This window comes from Curtobacterium poinsettiae (assembly GCF_047226435.1).
GTDB lineage: Bacteria > Actinomycetota > Actinomycetes > Actinomycetales > Microbacteriaceae > Curtobacterium > Curtobacterium poinsettiae.
In genome coordinates this window covers 2075546-2092333 of sequence record NZ_CP178434.1, presented here as the reverse complement: position 1 = coordinate 2092333, position 16788 = coordinate 2075546, and the positions used below count along the sequence as shown (strand labels likewise).

At 70.2% G+C, this 16788-nt stretch carries 12 protein-coding genes; all 12 read left to right on the top strand.

All coding sequences use genetic code 11. The features are described from left to right. The 12 genes from ACL00U_RS09860 to ACL00U_RS09805 all read left to right on the top strand — a co-directional run bounded on the left by ACL00U_RS09860 (position 1) and on the right by ACL00U_RS09805 (position 16727). Positions 1 to 795 carry a F0F1 ATP synthase subunit delta gene (locus ACL00U_RS09860; RefSeq protein WP_031259114.1) on the top strand — a complete coding sequence of 265 codons (795 nt, stop codon included), beginning with the start codon at positions 1 to 3 and terminating at the stop codon, positions 793 to 795. 108 nt (positions 796 to 903) lie between these two features. Continuing rightward, on the top strand, positions 904 to 2532 hold the full coding sequence (gene atpA, locus ACL00U_RS09855; protein ID WP_017885746.1) for a F0F1 ATP synthase subunit alpha: 1629 nt from the start codon (positions 904 to 906) through the stop codon (positions 2530 to 2532). After that, entirely contained in the window at positions 2533 to 3435 is a 903-nt protein-coding gene (locus tag ACL00U_RS09850; protein WP_017885745.1) for a F0F1 ATP synthase subunit gamma, read from the top strand. A gap of 47 nt (positions 3436 to 3482) precedes the next feature. Beyond that, the gene (gene atpD / locus ACL00U_RS09845) at positions 3483 to 4937 is read left to right on the top strand and encodes a F0F1 ATP synthase subunit beta (protein ID WP_017885744.1); all 1455 of its coding nucleotides are present in this window, start codon (positions 3483 to 3485) and stop codon (positions 4935 to 4937) included. A gap of 1 nt (position 4938) precedes the next feature. Next, positions 4939 to 5202: a F0F1 ATP synthase subunit epsilon gene (locus ACL00U_RS09840; RefSeq protein WP_017885743.1), complete on the top strand. Its 264-nt coding sequence runs from the start codon at positions 4939 to 4941 to the stop codon at positions 5200 to 5202. Beyond that, complete coding sequence (locus ACL00U_RS09835) at positions 5199 to 5969, top strand: YaaA family protein (RefSeq protein WP_307360823.1); 771 nt, start codon at positions 5199 to 5201, stop codon at positions 5967 to 5969. Before ACL00U_RS09840 ends, ACL00U_RS09835 begins: the two co-directional genes overlap by 4 nt. 108 nt (positions 5970 to 6077) lie before the next feature. Beyond that, on the top strand, positions 6078 to 6635 hold the full coding sequence (locus ACL00U_RS09830; RefSeq protein ID WP_017885741.1) for a hypothetical protein: 558 nt from the start codon (positions 6078 to 6080) through the stop codon (positions 6633 to 6635). A 25-nt stretch (positions 6636 to 6660) separates the two neighbouring features. Then, positions 6661 to 7476: an FHA domain-containing protein gene (locus tag ACL00U_RS09825; protein ID WP_412873342.1), complete on the top strand. Its 816-nt coding sequence runs from the start codon at positions 6661 to 6663 to the stop codon at positions 7474 to 7476. Positions 7477 to 7479: 3 nt separating this feature from the next. Continuing rightward, entirely contained in the window at positions 7480 to 8301 is an 822-nt protein-coding gene (locus ACL00U_RS09820; RefSeq protein WP_017885739.1) for a PP2C family protein-serine/threonine phosphatase, read from the top strand. Positions 8302 to 8432: 131 nt separating this feature from the next. Beyond that, on the top strand, positions 8433 to 9845 hold the full coding sequence (locus ACL00U_RS09815; protein ID WP_031259111.1) for a serine/threonine-protein kinase: 1413 nt from the start codon (positions 8433 to 8435) through the stop codon (positions 9843 to 9845). After that, on the top strand, positions 9842 to 15694 hold the full coding sequence (locus tag ACL00U_RS09810; protein ID WP_412873341.1) for an Ig-like domain-containing protein: 5853 nt from the start codon (positions 9842 to 9844) through the stop codon (positions 15692 to 15694). The genes ACL00U_RS09815 and ACL00U_RS09810 overlap by 4 nt, the downstream gene beginning before the upstream one ends. A gap of 61 nt (positions 15695 to 15755) precedes the next feature. Beyond that, on the top strand, positions 15756 to 16727 hold the full coding sequence (locus tag ACL00U_RS09805) for an AAA family ATPase (protein WP_027465773.1): 972 nt from the start codon (positions 15756 to 15758) through the stop codon (positions 16725 to 16727). Positions 16728 to 16788 lie beyond the last annotated feature (61 nt).

Genomic DNA, 16788 nt, shown 5'->3' with positions numbered 1-16788 from the left:
ATGCGCAGCGCTACCAGAGAAGCACTCGCGTCCACCAGGGCGGTGCTCTCGGACCTCGGTCCGAGCGCCGGCCTGGTCGCGGGTGCCGAGATCCTCGCCTCCGGGCGTGCGATCGCCGGTGCGCCGCAGCTGCTCGGGCTGCTGTCCGACCCCACGGCCGACGCGGCCGGCAAGAAGGTCCTCATAGACCGTGTCTTCGCCGGACAGTCGGACGCGACGCGTGCGGTCCTGACCGCGGTGGCCGGCTCGCGCTGGTCCTCGCAGCAGGACCTGCTCGCCGGCATCGAGGACGCGGGCATCCGCGCCGTCGCCGCCACCGCGGGTCCGGACTCGTCGATCGAGTCGGAGTTGTTCGCCTTCGAGACCGCCGTCCGTTCGGACGCCGGACTCGAGCTGGCGCTCGGCACCAAGCTCGGCAGCCCCGAGCAGAAGGGCGCGCTCGTCGAGCGGCTCCTCGGTGCCAAGGCGTCGGAGCAGACGGTCATCATCGTGTCGTCCCTGGTGCAGCAGCCCCGTGGTCGTCGCATCGGTGAGATCGTCCGCGACGCATCGCGCATCGTGGCCGAGCAGGCCGGCAAGCTCGTCGCGACGGTCGTCACGGCGACGCACCTGACCCCCGCCCAGTCGGCCCGCGTCACGCGCGGTCTGTCCGAGCGGTACGGCAAGGACATCAGCATCAACCAGGTCGTCGACCCCACGGTCGTCGGCGGGGTCCGGGTGCAGATCGGCGGCGACGTCATCGACGGCACCGTGTCCACGCGACTCTCGGAGCTCCGGCTCCAGCTCGCCGGCTAGGCGTACGGTCGAAGCCGCTCCTCCCCAAGTCCACAACGGGAACTGCCGAGTTCGGCAGCGTCACCCTCTCGGAGCCGAAGGGCCCCGGAAAACCACAAGGAAAATCCCATGGCAGACATCACCATCAGCCCCGATGAGATCCGTGATGCCCTGAAGGACTTCGTCTCGAACTACGAGCCGACGAAGGCCTCCACGGCCGAGGTCGGGCACGTCACCGACGCCGGTGACGGCATCGCCCACGTCGAGGGTCTCCCCGGCGTCATGGCGAACGAGCTCATCCGCTTCGCGGACGGCACGCTCGGCCTGGCGCAGAACCTCGATGAGGACTCGATCGGCGCCATCGTGCTCGGCGAGTTCGGCGGCATCGAAGAGGGCATGGAGGTCACCCGCACGGGTGAGGTCCTCTCCGCCCCCGTCGGCGACGCCTTCCTCGGTCGCGTCGTCGACCCGCTCGGCGCCCCGATCGACGGTCTCGGCGAGATCGCAGCCGAAGGCCGTCGTGCCCTCGAGCTGCAGGCCCCCGGCGTCATGGCCCGCAAGTCGGTCCACCAGCCGCTGCAGACCGGCATCAAGGCCATCGACGCGATGATCCCCGTCGGCCGTGGTCAGCGTCAGCTGATCATCGGCGACCGCCAGACCGGCAAGACGGCCATCGCGATCGACACGATCATCAACCAGAAGGCCAACTGGGAGTCCGGCGACGAGGACAAGCAGGTCCGCTGCATCTACGTCGCCATCGGCCAGAAGGGCTCCACGATCGCCTCCGTCAAGGGTGCGCTCGAGGACGCCGGTGCGATGGAGTACACCACCATCGTCGCCGCCCCGGCCTCCGACCCGGCCGGCTTCAAGTACCTCGCCCCGTACACCGGTTCGGCCATCGGCCAGCACTGGATGTACCAGGGCAAGCACGTCCTCATCATCTTCGATGACCTGTCGAAGCAGGCCGAGGCCTACCGTGCGGTGTCGCTCCTGCTGCGTCGTCCGCCGGGCCGCGAGGCCTACCCGGGTGACGTCTTCTACCTGCACTCCCGTCTGCTGGAGCGTTGCGCGAAGCTGTCCGACGAGCTCGGCGCGGGCTCGATGACGGGTCTCCCGATCATCGAGACCAAGGCGAACGACGTCTCGGCGTACATCCCGACCAACGTCATCTCCATCACCGACGGCCAGATCTTCCTGCAGTCGGACCTCTTCAACGCGAACCAGCGTCCGGCCGTCGACGTGGGCATCTCGGTGTCCCGCGTCGGTGGTGACGCCCAGGTGAAGTCGATCAAGAAGGTGTCCGGCACGCTGAAGCTCGAGCTGGCGCAGTACCGCTCGCTCGAGGCGTTCGCGATGTTCGCGTCCGACCTCGACCAGGCGTCGCGTCGTCAGCTGGAGCGCGGTGCACGTCTGACCGAGCTCCTCAAGCAGCCGCAGTACTCGCCGTACCCGGTCGAGGAGCAGGTCGTCTCGATCTGGGCCGGCACGAACGGCAAGCTCGACACCGTCCCGGTGCCGGACGTGCTCCGCTTCGAGTCCGAGCTGCTCGACCACCTGCGTCGCAACTCCGACGTGCTCACGACCCTGCGCGAGACGAACCAGCTCAGCGACGACACCGTCGCCGAGATGGACAAGCAGATCGACGAGTTCACGAAGAGCTTCCAGACGAGCGACGGCAAGACCCTCGGCTCCGAGCAGTTCGACGCGGCCGAGGCCGAGGACGTCGACCAGGAGCAGATCGTCAAGGGTCGTCGCTAGATGGCAGCGCAGGTCCGGGTCTACCGCCAGCGGATCAAGTCGGCGAAGACCACGAAGAAGGTCACCCGCGCGATGGAGCTGATCTCGGCGTCGCGGATCCAGAAGGCGCAGGCCCGTATGGCTGCGTCCGGTCCGTACTCGCGGGCCGTCACGCGTGCGGTGTCGGCCGTGGCGACGTTCTCGAACGTCGACCACGTGCTGACCACCGAGCCGGAGTCGTCGACCCGTGCAGCCGTCGTGCTCTTCACCTCGGACCGCGGCCTGAACGGTGCGTTCAGCACGAACGTCCTCAAGCAGGGCGAGGAGCTCGCCTCCCTGCTCCGCAGCGAGGGCAAGGACGTCGTCTACTACCTGGTCGGTCGCAAGTCCGTCGGGTACTTCGCGTTCCGTGAGCGTCCGTCCGAGCAGCAGTGGGTCGGCAACACCGACCAGCCGGAGTTCTCGACGGCCAAGGAGATCGGCGACGCCGTCGTGGCGAAGTTCCTCCAGGACACCGCTGCCGGCGGCGTGGACGAGATCCACATCGTGTTCAACCGGTTCATCAGCCTGGCGACCCAGGAGCCCCAGGTCGTTCGCCTGCTGCCCCTCGAGGTCGTCGAGGGCATCGATGAGCCCGAGGGCAACGAGCCCCTGCCGCTCTACGAGTTCGAGCCGGACGCCGACGCGGTGCTCGACTCGCTGCTCCCGGTCTACATCGAGAGCCGCATCTTCAACGCCATGCTGCAGTCGGCTGCTTCCGAGCACGCCGCACGGCAGAAGGCGATGAAGGCGGCCAGCGACAACGCCGACTCGCTGATCCGTGACTTCACCCGACTCGCGAACAACGCGCGTCAGGCGGAGATCACCCAGCAGATCTCCGAGATCGTCGGCGGCGCCGACGCCCTCTCGTCGAAGAAGAAGTAGTCCGCGTCGTTCGCGGACAGATACCCACCCTCAGGAAGGCACCAGCCATGACCGACACCGCAACCACCGCGGTCGAGACGTCGTCGGCGCCCGGTGTCGGCCGGATCGCCCGCGTCACGGGCCCCGTCGTCGACATCGAGTTCCCCCACGACGCAATCCCGGAGATGTACAACCTCCTGTTCACGACCATCACCATCGGTGACTCGTCGCAGGAGATCGGCCTCGAGGTCGCGCAGCACCTCGGCGACGACCTCGTTCGTGCCATCTCCCTGAAGCCGACCGACGGCCTGGTCCGTGGCCAGGAGGTCCGTGACTCGGGCGCTCCGATCTCGGTCCCCGTCGGCGACGTCACCAAGGGCAAGGTCTTCGACGTCCTCGGCAACGTGCTCAACACGGACGAGAAGCTCGAGATCACCGAGCGCTGGCCGATCCACCGCAAGGCCCCGGCCTTCGACCAGCTCGAGTCGAAGACCTCGATGTTCGAGACCGGCATCAAGTCCATCGACCTCCTCACCCCGTACGTGCAGGGTGGCAAGATCGGCCTCTTCGGTGGTGCGGGCGTCGGCAAGACCGTCCTCATCCAGGAGATGATCCAGCGCGTCGCGCAGGACCACGGCGGTGTGTCGGTGTTCGCCGGTGTCGGTGAGCGCACCCGTGAGGGCAACGACCTCATCGGTGAGATGGAAGAGGCGGGTGTCTTCGACAAGACGGCCCTCGTGTTCGGCCAGATGGACGAGCCGCCGGGAACGCGTCTCCGCGTGGCCCTGTCGGCGCTGACGATGGCGGAGTACTTCCGCGATGTCCAGAAGCAGGACGTGCTCCTCTTCATCGACAACATCTTCCGCTTCACGCAGGCCGGCTCCGAGGTCTCGACGCTGCTCGGTCGCATGCCGTCCGCCGTGGGCTACCAGCCCAACCTCGCCGACGAGATGGGTGTGCTCCAGGAGCGCATCACCTCGACGCGTGGTCACTCGATCACCTCGCTGCAGGCGATCTACGTGCCGGCTGACGACTACACCGACCCGGCTCCGGCCACCACGTTCGCGCACCTCGACGCGACGACCGAGCTCTCCCGTGAGATCGCGTCGCAGGGTCTGTACCCCGCGATCGACCCGCTGGCGTCGACGTCGCGCATCATGGACCCGCGTTACCTGGGTGCCGACCACTACGAGACGGCCACGCGCGTCAAGCAGATCCTCCAGAAGAACAAGGAACTGCAGGAGATCATCGCCATCCTCGGTGTCGACGAGCTCTCCGAAGAGGACAAGATCACGGTCGAGCGCGCTCGTCGTATCCAGCAGTTCCTCTCGCAGAACACCTACATGGCGAAGAAGTTCACGGGTGTCGAGGGCTCCACGGTGCCCCTCAAGGACACCATCGAGTCCTTCCGTGCCATCGCCGACGGCGAGTTCGACCACGTTGCGACCCAGGCGTTCTTCAACGTCGGTGGCATCAACGACGTGGAAGAGAAGTGGGCGCAGATCCAGAAGGAGAACCGCTGACATGGCGGGTCTCAACGTGAGCGTCGTCTCGGCTGACCGTGAGGTCTGGTCGGGCGACACCACCATGGTCGTCGCACGGACGACAGAGGGCCAGATCGGCATCCTCGCCGGACACGAGCCGATGCTCGCGATCTTGGCGCAGGGTCAGGTCCGCATCACGCGGGCCGATGGGTCGACCGTCGCGGTCGACGCTGAGGACGGCTTCCTGTCGGTCGAGCACGACACGGTGACGATCGTCGCGCGGCAGGCCGCGCTGGCGTCCTGACCGGACTGACCGTCCTGCTCCCGCCTTCGGAGACGAAGCGGGAGGGCGGGGACACGAGTCGCATGCTCGATCTGCGTGCGCTCTCGTTCCCGGAACTGGCCGATGAGCGGGCCGCGGTGATCACCGCGGCCCGCTTCGTCAGTTCCGAGGAGTCCTCGGCCAGGACGGCACTCAAGCTCGGTCCGAAGTCGATCGCCGAGCGTCTCCGGAACCTCGAGCTCGAGACCTCGGGCACCATGCCTGCGATCGAGCGGTACACGGGGGTCCTGTACGACCCGTTGGGCGCCCAGGACGCGGACGCTGCGACCCGGGAGTGGTGGGCGGAGCACGTGATCGTGCAGTCCGCGATGTTCGGGCCGATCGGTGCGGGGGACCCGATCCCGGCGTACCGGCTGTCGCACGACTCGCGGCTCGGTTCGATCCGGTTGGCCGCGCACTGGCCGGCGGTGTCGACCCGTTCCCTGCTGACCCGTGCGGACGGCCTGGTGCTCGACCTGCGGTCCGAGGGGTACCGGCAGCTCGGCCCCGTGCCCGGAGCGGTGGCACCACGGGTGGTGAGCGTCGACGGCTCCGGCCGTCGTCGAGCCCTGAACCACTGGAACAAGACGGCGAAGGGTCGCCTGGTGGCGCTGCTCGCCCGCACCGGTGCGAGCATCGGCAGCATGGGCGACCTGGTCGAGTGGGCTGCTGCGCACGGTGTCGTCGTCGAACCGAACGAGGGCGGCTGGGACCTGGTCGCCGAGAGCCTGGAGCCCGTCACGGCCTGAGCGGGACCCGCCCGGTCCGTCCTCCACAAGCGTCGTCAGCGGCGCTCCGGTCCACAGATGGCCGGGGCGCCCCTGCCTGGAGGCCCGCAGCACGTTTCGATGACGTGCATGATCCCTCTCACGGCACAGTCCGACCCCGGTTCCGCAGTCCGTTACCCTCGCGAGATCGCCGCTGCGGTCACCCTCCCCGCCGCGGCGGCCGCGCTGGTCGCGCCCGGTCGTGCCGACCTGTCGACGGCCGCTGCGACGGCCGTGGTGACAGCGTGCGGCGCGCTCGCGCCCCGGATGGCCCTGGTCCCCTTCATCGCGGCACAGGGCGCACCGGATCCCCGGTCGATCCGCGTGTTCGACCCCTTCGCCGATCCGACGCCGCCGGCGCTCCACGGGTTCGGCCCAGCGCCCGACCGTGCCAGGGTCCGGCTCGCAGGGGATCGGTGTGCTGATGCCTGGCGGCTCTGGCGGGCACAGGACGGCCCGTTCGACGGTTCGTCGGGCGCTGCTGGTGCCCTGTCGCTCGGGGCGTGGTGCGCCTGGGCGCTCGGATCGTGGGCACGGGCGGAGACCCGGGCACGCTACGCCCTCGAGACCCGCGCGGACGACCCGCTCGCGGGGCTGGTCCTGCGCTCGGTCATCGCCGGCAGTGGGCCGTCGTGGGAGCGGCGATGACCTGGGGTCGACAGGATCGTCTACGGTGGGGGAGACCACACTGGGAGGGCTCCGGTTGCGCGACGACGACATCGAGGACACCGTCATCCGGCGACCCCGACGATCGCCGGGCGGTGACCGGACGGCCGACGCCATCGGCGACACGGTCATCCGTGGCGCAGCACCGGGCGGTTCCGGCACCGGAGCGGACCCGGCGTCCGAGTCCGACGACGGGGTCCTCGGCGACACCGTCATCCGGCCCGGACACGACGGCGCCGTCCGGGTGCCGGCGCCGGCTGACGACGCCGATCCGGAGGACACCGTCGTCCGGCTGCCAGCGCGACCGGGCGCCGGGCCGGGCCCGTCCGTGGGTGCTGCCCCGGCCCTCCCGACCGTGCCGTCGGTCCCCGCAGCGCCGACGGCACGCGTGCCGTCCATCCGCATCGGCGACCGCACCTTCCGGCTCGACCACCCGGTGGTCATCGGCCGACGGCCGTCGCTGCCGCGGGTCACCCGCGGTCCGCAGCCCGAACTCGTGACCGTGCGGTCGGTGTACGGACAGGTGTCCTCATCGCACGTGCGGATGCACGCCGAGGGCGAGGCCGTCGTCGTGCAGGACCTCCGGTCCACCAACGGGACGGTCGTCCGCCCGGCCGGTGCACCCGCCTACCGCATGGCGTCGGGTGCGTCGATCGTCGCGCTGACGGGTACGGTAGTCGAGATCGGTGACGGCAACGCCATCGAGGTCCTCTCGCCGTACCTCCGGGTCGCACCGACGGCAGATGGGGCGCCTCCGGTTCTCCCGTTGCCCTCCGATCAGACAGCACACGGCACGCCCCGACCCACCAGAGAGCGATCCTGACACGTGACCGAACTCGGCCGAGCAGCCACTGCGCACGCCATCGACGTCCCCGGTGCCGACGGCGCCACCCTGACGCTCTCGTGGGGAGCCGCGACCGACGTCGGTCGACGGCGTGACCACAACGAGGACAGCTACATCGTCGGTGCGCCGTTCTTCGTCGTCGCCGACGGCATGGGCGGGCACCTGGCAGGCGACCGCGCCAGCGACGCCGTCGTGCGTCGGCTCGAACAGGTCACCGCGGAACCGTTCACCACGCGGCAGGGCATCCAGCGTGCCCTGCTCCTGGCGACGGCCGACATCGAGCGTGCAGCCGGCGGCAACGCCATCGGCGCAGGTACCACGGTCACCGGGATCGCACTCGTGGCGTCGCTCGGGCAGCCCGCGGCGCTCGTGTTCAACGTCGGCGACTCGCGTACCTACCGCATCGAGGACGGCGTGCTCCGTCGCGTCACCGTCGACCACTCGGTGGTGCAGGAGATGGTGGACGCCGGCCTGTTGCGGGCCGAGGACGCCGAACAGCACCCCGACAGCAACGTCATCACGCGAGCCGTCGGCTTCGGTGAGCCGCCGGCGCCGGACTGGTGGACCCTGCCCCTGCGGGCCGGTGACCGCTACATCGTCTGCTCGGACGGGCTGACCAAGGAGCTCGGCGACGCCGGCATCGCCCGGATCGCCGCACGCGAGCCGGGCGCGCAGGACCTGGCGGAGCGCCTGGTCGGCGACGCCGTCGTGGCCGGGGGCCGGGACAACGTCACCGTGGTGGTGCTGCAGGTCGACGCCGCACCGGACGACGGTGACCTCGAGGACACGCTGCCGCGGCACTAGCTGGCCCCCGAACTGGGGGAACACGTCGACCGGTGGGGGACCGACGTGCGGAATGTCGGTCACCCACGCTTCGTACAATGACATGGCCACGTCGAGAGAGCTGGCCGCTCGGCCGGGGGGAGGAGAGGACCATGGCGAGACGCCTGCCGTCCAACCCGCCCGTGATCGGCGGTTTCAGTCCCGTGCACGTCCTCGGGTCCGGTGGCTTCGCCGACGTCTTCCTCTACGAGCAGGACATGCCCCGGCGCCAGGTCGCGGTCAAGGTGCTGCTGGACGAGGTCGTCGACGACCGTGTCCGGCAGATGTTCCAGGCCGAGGCGAACCTGATGGCACGGCTGAGCACGCACCCGTCGATCCTCACCGTCCTGCAGGCGAGCGTCGCGGCGGACGGTCGCCCGTACCTCGTGATGGAGCTCTGCTCGTCGTCGCTCAGCGAGCGGTACCGTCGCGAACCGATCCCGGTCTCCGAGGTGCTGTCGATCGGCATCCGCATCGGATCCGCCCTCGAGACCGCACACCGCGAGGGCGTGCTGCACCGCGACATCAAGCCGTCGAACATCCTGCTGACCGCCTACGGCAACCCCGTGCTCTCCGACTTCGGCATCGCCGCGACCATCGGCGGCACCGACCCGGACGAGCCGATCGGCATGTCGATCCCGTGGTCGGCCCCCGAGGTCCTGATCGACGAGTCGCGCGGCACGATCCAGTCCGAGGTGTACTCGCTCGCTGCCACCGTCTACTCGCTCCTGGCGGGGCGCAGCCCGTTCGAGGTCCGTGGCGGCAAGAACGGTGCGAACGACCTGATGCACCGGATCGACAAGGGCGGGGTGAAGCCCACCGGACGCACCGACGTGCCGCCCTCGCTCGAGCGACTGCTCGCCTCGGCACTGTCGCGCAAGCCGCAGGGGCGCCCGGCGTCGGTGATCGAACTCGTGCGCGGGTTCCAGCAGGTCGAGGCCGAGCTCGGCATCCCGCAGACGTCCGCCGACGTCGCGGTCGAGGCCTGGGCGATCTCCACACCGACCCCACACGGCGACCGCACGATGATCCGTGAGCTGCAGCCGCCGACCCGTGTCGGTGGCCGCCGCCGGACCCGACGCGCCGTGCAGGGCGGTGTCGTGGCCGGCGGCGGCCACAGCGTCGGCACGGTGCACCGCACCGGTTCCGTGACGCGGAGCCGCCGCCGGAGCCGTTCGACCCTGGTCTGGGCGACCTCCCTCACCGTCGTCGTGGTCGCCGCCCTCGCCGTCGCCACGGTCGTCGTCGTCGGACGACTCGGCGCCGGGGCGATCCCCGTCGTCGCCGAACTCCGTGCCGAGACGTCCCCGCAGTCGGTGTCGTTCAGCTGGACCGACCCGGGCCTGCGCAGCGGCGACACCTACGTCATCTCGTCGAACGGCTCCTCGAGCCAGCAGACCGGCACGACCTTCGTCGTCTCCGGTGACCGGGGCGACGAGGAGTGCATCGCCGTCGCGGTGAACCGGGACGGCAAGACGGGCGCTGCGAGTGCGCAGAAGTGCGCGACGATCGGGAGCGCCGGGTGATCCGCGCCCTCCTCGCGAAGCACCGCTCCGCCGCGGTGACGACGGGCGTCTCGGTGCTCGTCGCCGCCGTCGTCGCGACCACCGCCATCGTGTCCACCGGGTACCACACGCAGCGCGTCGACCTCGGGGACGGCACCGTGTGGGTGCCCTCTGCCGAGTACGGCGCCGTCGGACGGGCGAACACCGGCATCCTGCAGCTCAACACCGCGGTCGAGACGGCCAGCGACGACCTCTCGGTGCTGCAGCGTGGATCCACCGTCTACAGCGTCGACGAGACGAAGGGCACCGTCGCACAGGTCAACGTCGCCGACGCCACCGTCGGTGACGCCATCACCCTGCCGGCGGGGACGCCACATGTCTTCTTCGCCGGTGACACCGCGGTCATCGGCAATGCCGACACGGGCGAGCTCTGGGCCACACCCGCGAGCGACCTCGCCGAGTTCGACGCGTCGGCCAAGGCCGACCTGACCCTCGGCGCCGACACCGTCTTCGACGCCTCCGACGGGCACGTCGCGGTCTACTCCGCGAAGACCGGGACGGCATCGCTCGTCGACGTCGGCACGACACTCACCGTCGACCAACGGTGGAAGGTCAAGATGGACCGCGGCGACGACTTCCAGGTCGCGACGTTCGACGGGCACCTCGCCGTGCTCGACCGCACGAGCGGTGCCCTGTCGGTCGACGGCCGCACCGTCGAGCTCGGTGACCGGGTGGGCTCGTCGCCGGCGCTGCAGCGTTCGTCGGACACGACGGCCCAGGTGACCGTCGCCGGCACAGCGGGCCTGGTCCGGGTCAGTGCCTCCGGTGCCGTGGACGCCACCGCGCTCCAGGTCTCCGGACGCGCCGCCCGGCCCTACGTCGACGGATCGTGCACCTACGCGGCATGGGCGGGCGGACAGGCGATCGACACCTGCGACGGCAACGCGCTGCAGCGGCTGGCGAGCACCGGCGGCACGAGCGAACTGCAGATCCTGCACAACGGCGACACCGTCGTCGCCAACGACCCGACGAGCGGCCGTTCCTGGGCCATCGACCGGAGCGGTCAGCTCATCGACAACTGGGCCGACCTGATCAAGCGGGACGACCAGCAGCAACGGGAGCAGGTCTCCGACGACGACCCCGAGGTCGACAAGGACCAGAAGCCGCCGGTCGCGGTCGACGACGAACTGGGCGCTCGTCCGGGACGCACCACGAGCCTCCCGGTCCTGCTCAACGACTACGACCCGAACGGTGACCCGATCATCGTGAGCAAGGTCGGCACCATCTCGAAGTCCGCCGGCCGCGTCGCGATCGTCGGCGACGGTCAACGCCTCCAGGTGACGCTGTCGTCGCGCGCCACCGGAACCGTGACGTTCCCGTACACGATCACCGACGGCAACGGCGGCTCCGACACCGCGACCGTCCGGGTCACCGTCCGCCCCGACAGCCAGAACGAAGCACCGCGGCAGGTGCGCGACACCTCTGCCGACGTCGTCCAGAACGGGCACGTCGTGACGAACGTCCTCGGCGACTGGGTCGACCCGGACGGCGACCCGGTGTACCTGGAGTCGGCCACGGCGTCGAACGGCGACCGGGTGTCCACCACGCCCGACGGTCTGCTCGACTTCCGGAACGACAGCGGTCGGACCGGCGAACGGTCCGTGCAGCTGGTCGTGAGCGACGGCCGCGCGGACGGCCGGGGCGCCGTGACGGTCCGGGTGGCCAAGCAGGGCACCGTCCCGCTGCGTGCCGATCCGTTCCCCGTGTCCGGCTACGCGGGCAAGGCGTTCACGGTCGAGCCGCTCGACCACGTGCGGGGCGGCAACGGCGCCGTGACGCTGACGAGTGTGTCCTCGGCGTCCGGCCTCACCGTCACCCCGAGCTACGACGCCGGCACGTTCCGCGTGCAGGGTGAACGGGCGGGCGACCACCAGCTCGAGTACACGGTGACCGACGGCGTGAAGACGTCGAGCGGCATCGTCCGTGTGACCGTCCTCGCGCCACCGGACGCGTCGACGGCGCCGATCACCACGCCGAAGACGGTGTTCGTCAACACCCTGTCCTCGAAGGACACCGACGTCACCGCGACCGACATCGACCCGGCGGGCGGCGTGCTGCTCGTGACGGCGCTCGACGGCCCCGGACGCGGCAGCGGCGTGCAGGCGAGCATCCTCGACCAGCACACGGTCCGGGTCACCCTCACGGCACCGCTCGACGGACCGGTCTCGTTCGGGTACACCGAGACCAACGGCCTGGCGTCGTCCCCTGGCACGATCACCGTCGTCGAGATCCCGAAGCCCGACCGCATCCAGCCACCGGTCGCCCAACCGGACAGCTCCACGGTGCGTGTCGGCGACGTCGCGAACATCGACGTGCTCGACAACGACACCCAGCCAGAAGGCGAGCCGCTGACGCTGCAGCCCGAGCTGGTGCAGAACGTGCCGGGCGACGGCGGGCTGCTGTTCGTCTCCGGTGACCACCTGCGGTACCTCGCCCCGAAGACGCCGGGCAACTACACCGCCGTCTACCGGGTCGCCGGGCCCGACGGCCAGTACGCCGACGCCGCCGTGTCGATCTCGGTGCGCGAGCGCGACGCCGCCACGAACAACCCGCCGGTCCCGCAGACCGTCACCGCGCGCGTCGTCGCCGGTTCGTCGGTGCGGGTCAGCGTGCCCCTGAACGGGATCGACCCGGACGGCGACTCCGTCCAGCTCGTCGGCGTGGGTTCCAACCCCGACAAGGGATCGGTCACCGACGTGGCCGCGGACGCCCTGACCTACGAGGCCGGCGACTACTCAGCCGGCACCGACGAGTTCACCTACACCGTGGTGGACGCTCTCGGCGCCCGTGCGAGCGGCACCGTGCGCGTCGGCATCGCGCCGCGCGCCGAGCAGGCGTCGAACCCCGTGGCCGAGGCCGACCACGTCACCATCCGGCCGGGCGGCTCGGTCACGGTGCGCGTCCTGCAGAACGACTCCGACCCCGAGGGCGGGCAGCTCACCGTCGCACAGGCGGAGCCCACGGCAGAGGACGTCACCGCGAAGATCCTCCGCAAGCAGCAGATCCGCGTCACGCCCCCGAAGTCGGCGAAGAGCGGTGACTTCGCGGTCCTGTACACCGTCGCGAACACCAGCGGGGGATCGAGCACGGCCTTCCTCACGGTGACCGTCGACCCGGACGCCCAGCCGCTCCGGCCCGAGGTCGACGACACCACGCTCGACCTGCAGGACATCCTGCACCGGCAGAGCGTGACCGTCGACGTGCTCGACAACGTCTTCTTCGCCGAGGGCACCGCGGCCGACCTGCGGGTCGGCGTCGTCCCCGGCTACGGCGACACGGCGAAGCCCACCGACGACGGCCGCATCACCGTGCGGTTGACCGACGACTCGCAGGTGATCCCGTTCTCGGTCGCTCGGATCGACCATCCGGACATCGTGTCCTACGGTTTCATCAACGTGCCGGGCTTCGACGATGCCCTGCCCCAGATCAACCGCAGCGCGGGCGCGGTCACGGTGAAGAGCGAGGCGACCGTGCGCATCCCGCTGCAGGACTTCGTCGTCACCGCGAACGGCAAGACCGCGAAGATCACCGACCGCGGCACGGTCAAGGCCACCCACGCCAACGGGCAGAGTCTCGTGGTGGACTCGTCGACGCTGCAGTTCACGTCGGCGAAGCTCTACTACGGCAGGGCGTCGATCTCGTTCGAGGTGACCGACGGGTCGTCGGCGAACGGCGGCAAGGGACGCGTCGCCACACTCGTGCTGCCGATCACGGTGACGCCCCGGTCGAACCAGCCGCCGGCGTTCACGGGCTCCTCGGTCGAGATGCAGCCGGGGGAGACCCGCAAGATCGACCTCACGAAGCTGACCGACTACCCGTACCCGAAGGACCTGCCGGAACTCCGGTACTCGATCGTCGGGCGGCCCGCAGCGGGGACGACCGCGTCGATCGCGAAGCAGCAGCTCACGATCTCGGTCGCCGACACCGCGAAGAAGAACACGACGGCGTCCGTCGGGATCGGTGTCGCCGACGACGCCAACGCCGGGCGTGCCGGGACGGTCACCGTCGGTGTCGTCGCCTCCACACGACCGGTGGTGCAGCCCGGTGCCGACCGCTCGGTGACCAAACGCGGGGCGACCACCACCATCGACGTGCTCACGAACGACCAGCCGACCAACCCGTTCCCGGGTGAGCGTCTGCGCGTGGTGAACATCCGCGGACTGTCCGGCGGGCTGCCGAGCGGTGTCACCGTCACCCCGAGCGGTGACCGCACCCGCCTGCAGGTCTCGGTCGCAGCCACCGCGAAGCCCGGCGACGCCCACCTGCAGTACCAGGTGGCGGACGCGACGAACGATCCCGACCGCTACGTCTGGGGCGACGTCACGATCTCGGTGCAGGACGTTCCCGATGCCCCCGGTGCGCCCAGCCGGACCGGCTCCTACGACGGTGGCCAGGCCACCCTCACCTGGTCGACGCCGCAGGGCAACAACTCGCCCATCACCGGCTACCGCGTCGTCGGGACCAACGGTGTCTCGAAGAACTGCGGCACCGCGACGGTGTGCACGCTCACGGGACTCGACCCGAAGGCGTCCTACCGGTTCCAGGTCGTGGCGACCAACGCGATCGGCGACTCGAAGCCCTCGGCCCGCTCGGCCCCGGTGAGCGCGGACTTCGTGCCGGCACCGCCGAAGGGCATCACCGTCACGCCGAGCAAGTCGACGCCGAACCAGCTCGACGTCAAGTGGGGCAAGGTGTCCGCGCCGAACAACGGCAGCGCGGTCGACGACTACATCGTGTCGATCGAGGGCCCGGGCCTGTCGACAACTCGCCACACCGGGACCGCCACGAACACCTCGTTCACCGGTGCCCAGAGTGCTGCTCAGTACAAGGTCACCGTGTCGGCCCGCAACGACGCCGACCGCAACGGCACCGTCGTGCAGTGGAACTCCGCGTCTGCGACCGGCAGCGCCGTCGGGACGCCCGGCAAGCCGACGAACCTGCAGGCGGTCGCCGGAGACCAGGCAGACTCCTCGGGTCGGTCGACCGTGACGGTGACCTGGAGCGCCGGTGATGCCGCGGGCGGCTCGGGGCTCCGCTACGCCGTGTTCCGTTCCGGCAACGTGAACTGCGCTTCGCCTTCCTCGAACTCACTCGGCAGCTCGAGTCCGACGCGCGACTCGGGTGTCGGCGGTGGGTCGACCCGGTACGCGGTGACCGTGACCAACGGCTACTTCTGCAACGTCGAGTACGTCGACGCCGTGACCTACGAACGCCCGTCGGGTACGAGCCGACCGGACGTCCGCACCACGGAGACGAGCGCCAACATCTGGAACGTGACCCTGACGGCGCCGTCACGGCCCGCGGACCACTACCAGCTCGAGACCGGGGGGCAGGCCGTGACGCTCCAGCCCGGCCAATCGTGGACGGGCGTTCCCGGCGCAGGTGGCCGGAACATCTCCTCCCAGCTGGTCCTCCGTGCCTGTGGAGGCCCGGGGAGCTCGTTCTGCACCACCGACGACCAATCGTGGACCGGCGCCGCAGCGGCGTTCGACACCCGGGTCTCCATCACGACGGCCCAGCAGGGCCAGCCCCTGTCGGTGACCGGTCCCAGCGGCGGGACCGTCCGGTACACCGCCTACTGGTACCTCGATGATGACGGCAACCTCCCGATCGGGTTCCCGGCAGGCTGGAACGCCGGTGAGACGGCACCGACTCCTCCGCTGGGGGCGAAGTCGGTGAAGGTCCGCGCCACCGTCACGACGTCCGACGGTTCGAACCTGTCGCAGACCGGTGAGGCGACCGAAGCCTTCGTCATCGCGGACGCACCCGACCCGGAACCGACCCCCGCGCAACCCGCCCCCGGCGGCTGACCCCCGCCGCCCCGACCAGCCCTCTGCCGCACCTCCCGCCACGACCGAAGGACCATCCCGCATGAGCATGACCCCGGAGCAGGCCACCTGGTTCGCCGACGTCGCAGGCCGCATCGTGACCAACGTCGAGCAGGTGCTCCTCGGGAAGACGTTCGTGATCCGCCTCGCGGTCACGGCGATGCTGAGCGAGGGGCACCTGCTCCTCGAGGACGTCCCCGGCACGGGCAAGACGAGCCTGGCCCGGGCGATGGCGCAGAGCGTGCAGGGCACCACGAACCGCATCCAGTTCACCCCCGACCTGCTGCCGGGTGACATCACCGGCATCAGCGTCTACGACCAGCGGACGCAGGAGTTCGACTTCCACCGCGGGCCGGTCTTCGCGAACATCGTGCTCGCCGACGAGATCAACCGTGCCAGCCCGAAGACCCAGTCCGCGCTGCTCGAGGCGATGGAGGAGTCCGCGATCACGGTGGACGGCGTCAACCACCGTCTCGCTGCACCGTTCATGGTCATCGCGACCCAGAACCCGATCGAGCAGGCCGGCACGTACCGCCTGCCCGAGGCGCAGCTCGACCGCTTCCTGATGAAGACGTCGATCGGCTACCCGGACCACGCCGCGACGGTGAAGATCCTGGAGACCTCGTCGGCTCCCTCGGCGTCGGTCCCGCTGGCGAGCGTCGTGCCCGCCGCGACCATCACCGAGATGGCGGCCCTGGCGCGCACCGTGCACGTCGACGCCGTGATCGCCGACTACGTCGCCCGCCTGGTCGACGCGACCCGCTCGGCGAGCGAGGTCCGACTCGGCGTCAGCGTCCGCGGTGCGATGGGCCTGATCCGTGCGTCCCGCGTCCTCGCGGCGCTGAGCGGTCGGCACTACGTCACCCCGGACGACGTGAAGGCGCTTGCGGTCCCGGTCCTCGCACACCGCCTGGTGCTCGACGCCGAGGCCGAGTTCGACGGCGTCAGCGCACCGAGCGTCATCGCACAGCTGCTGGTGGAGACCCCGCCGCCCGCCGACCGAGTCACGACGTGACGGACCGCCGGTCCGTCTCCACGCGCTCGCGCCGTCCGTCCTCGACGCGGTCGCGTCGTGG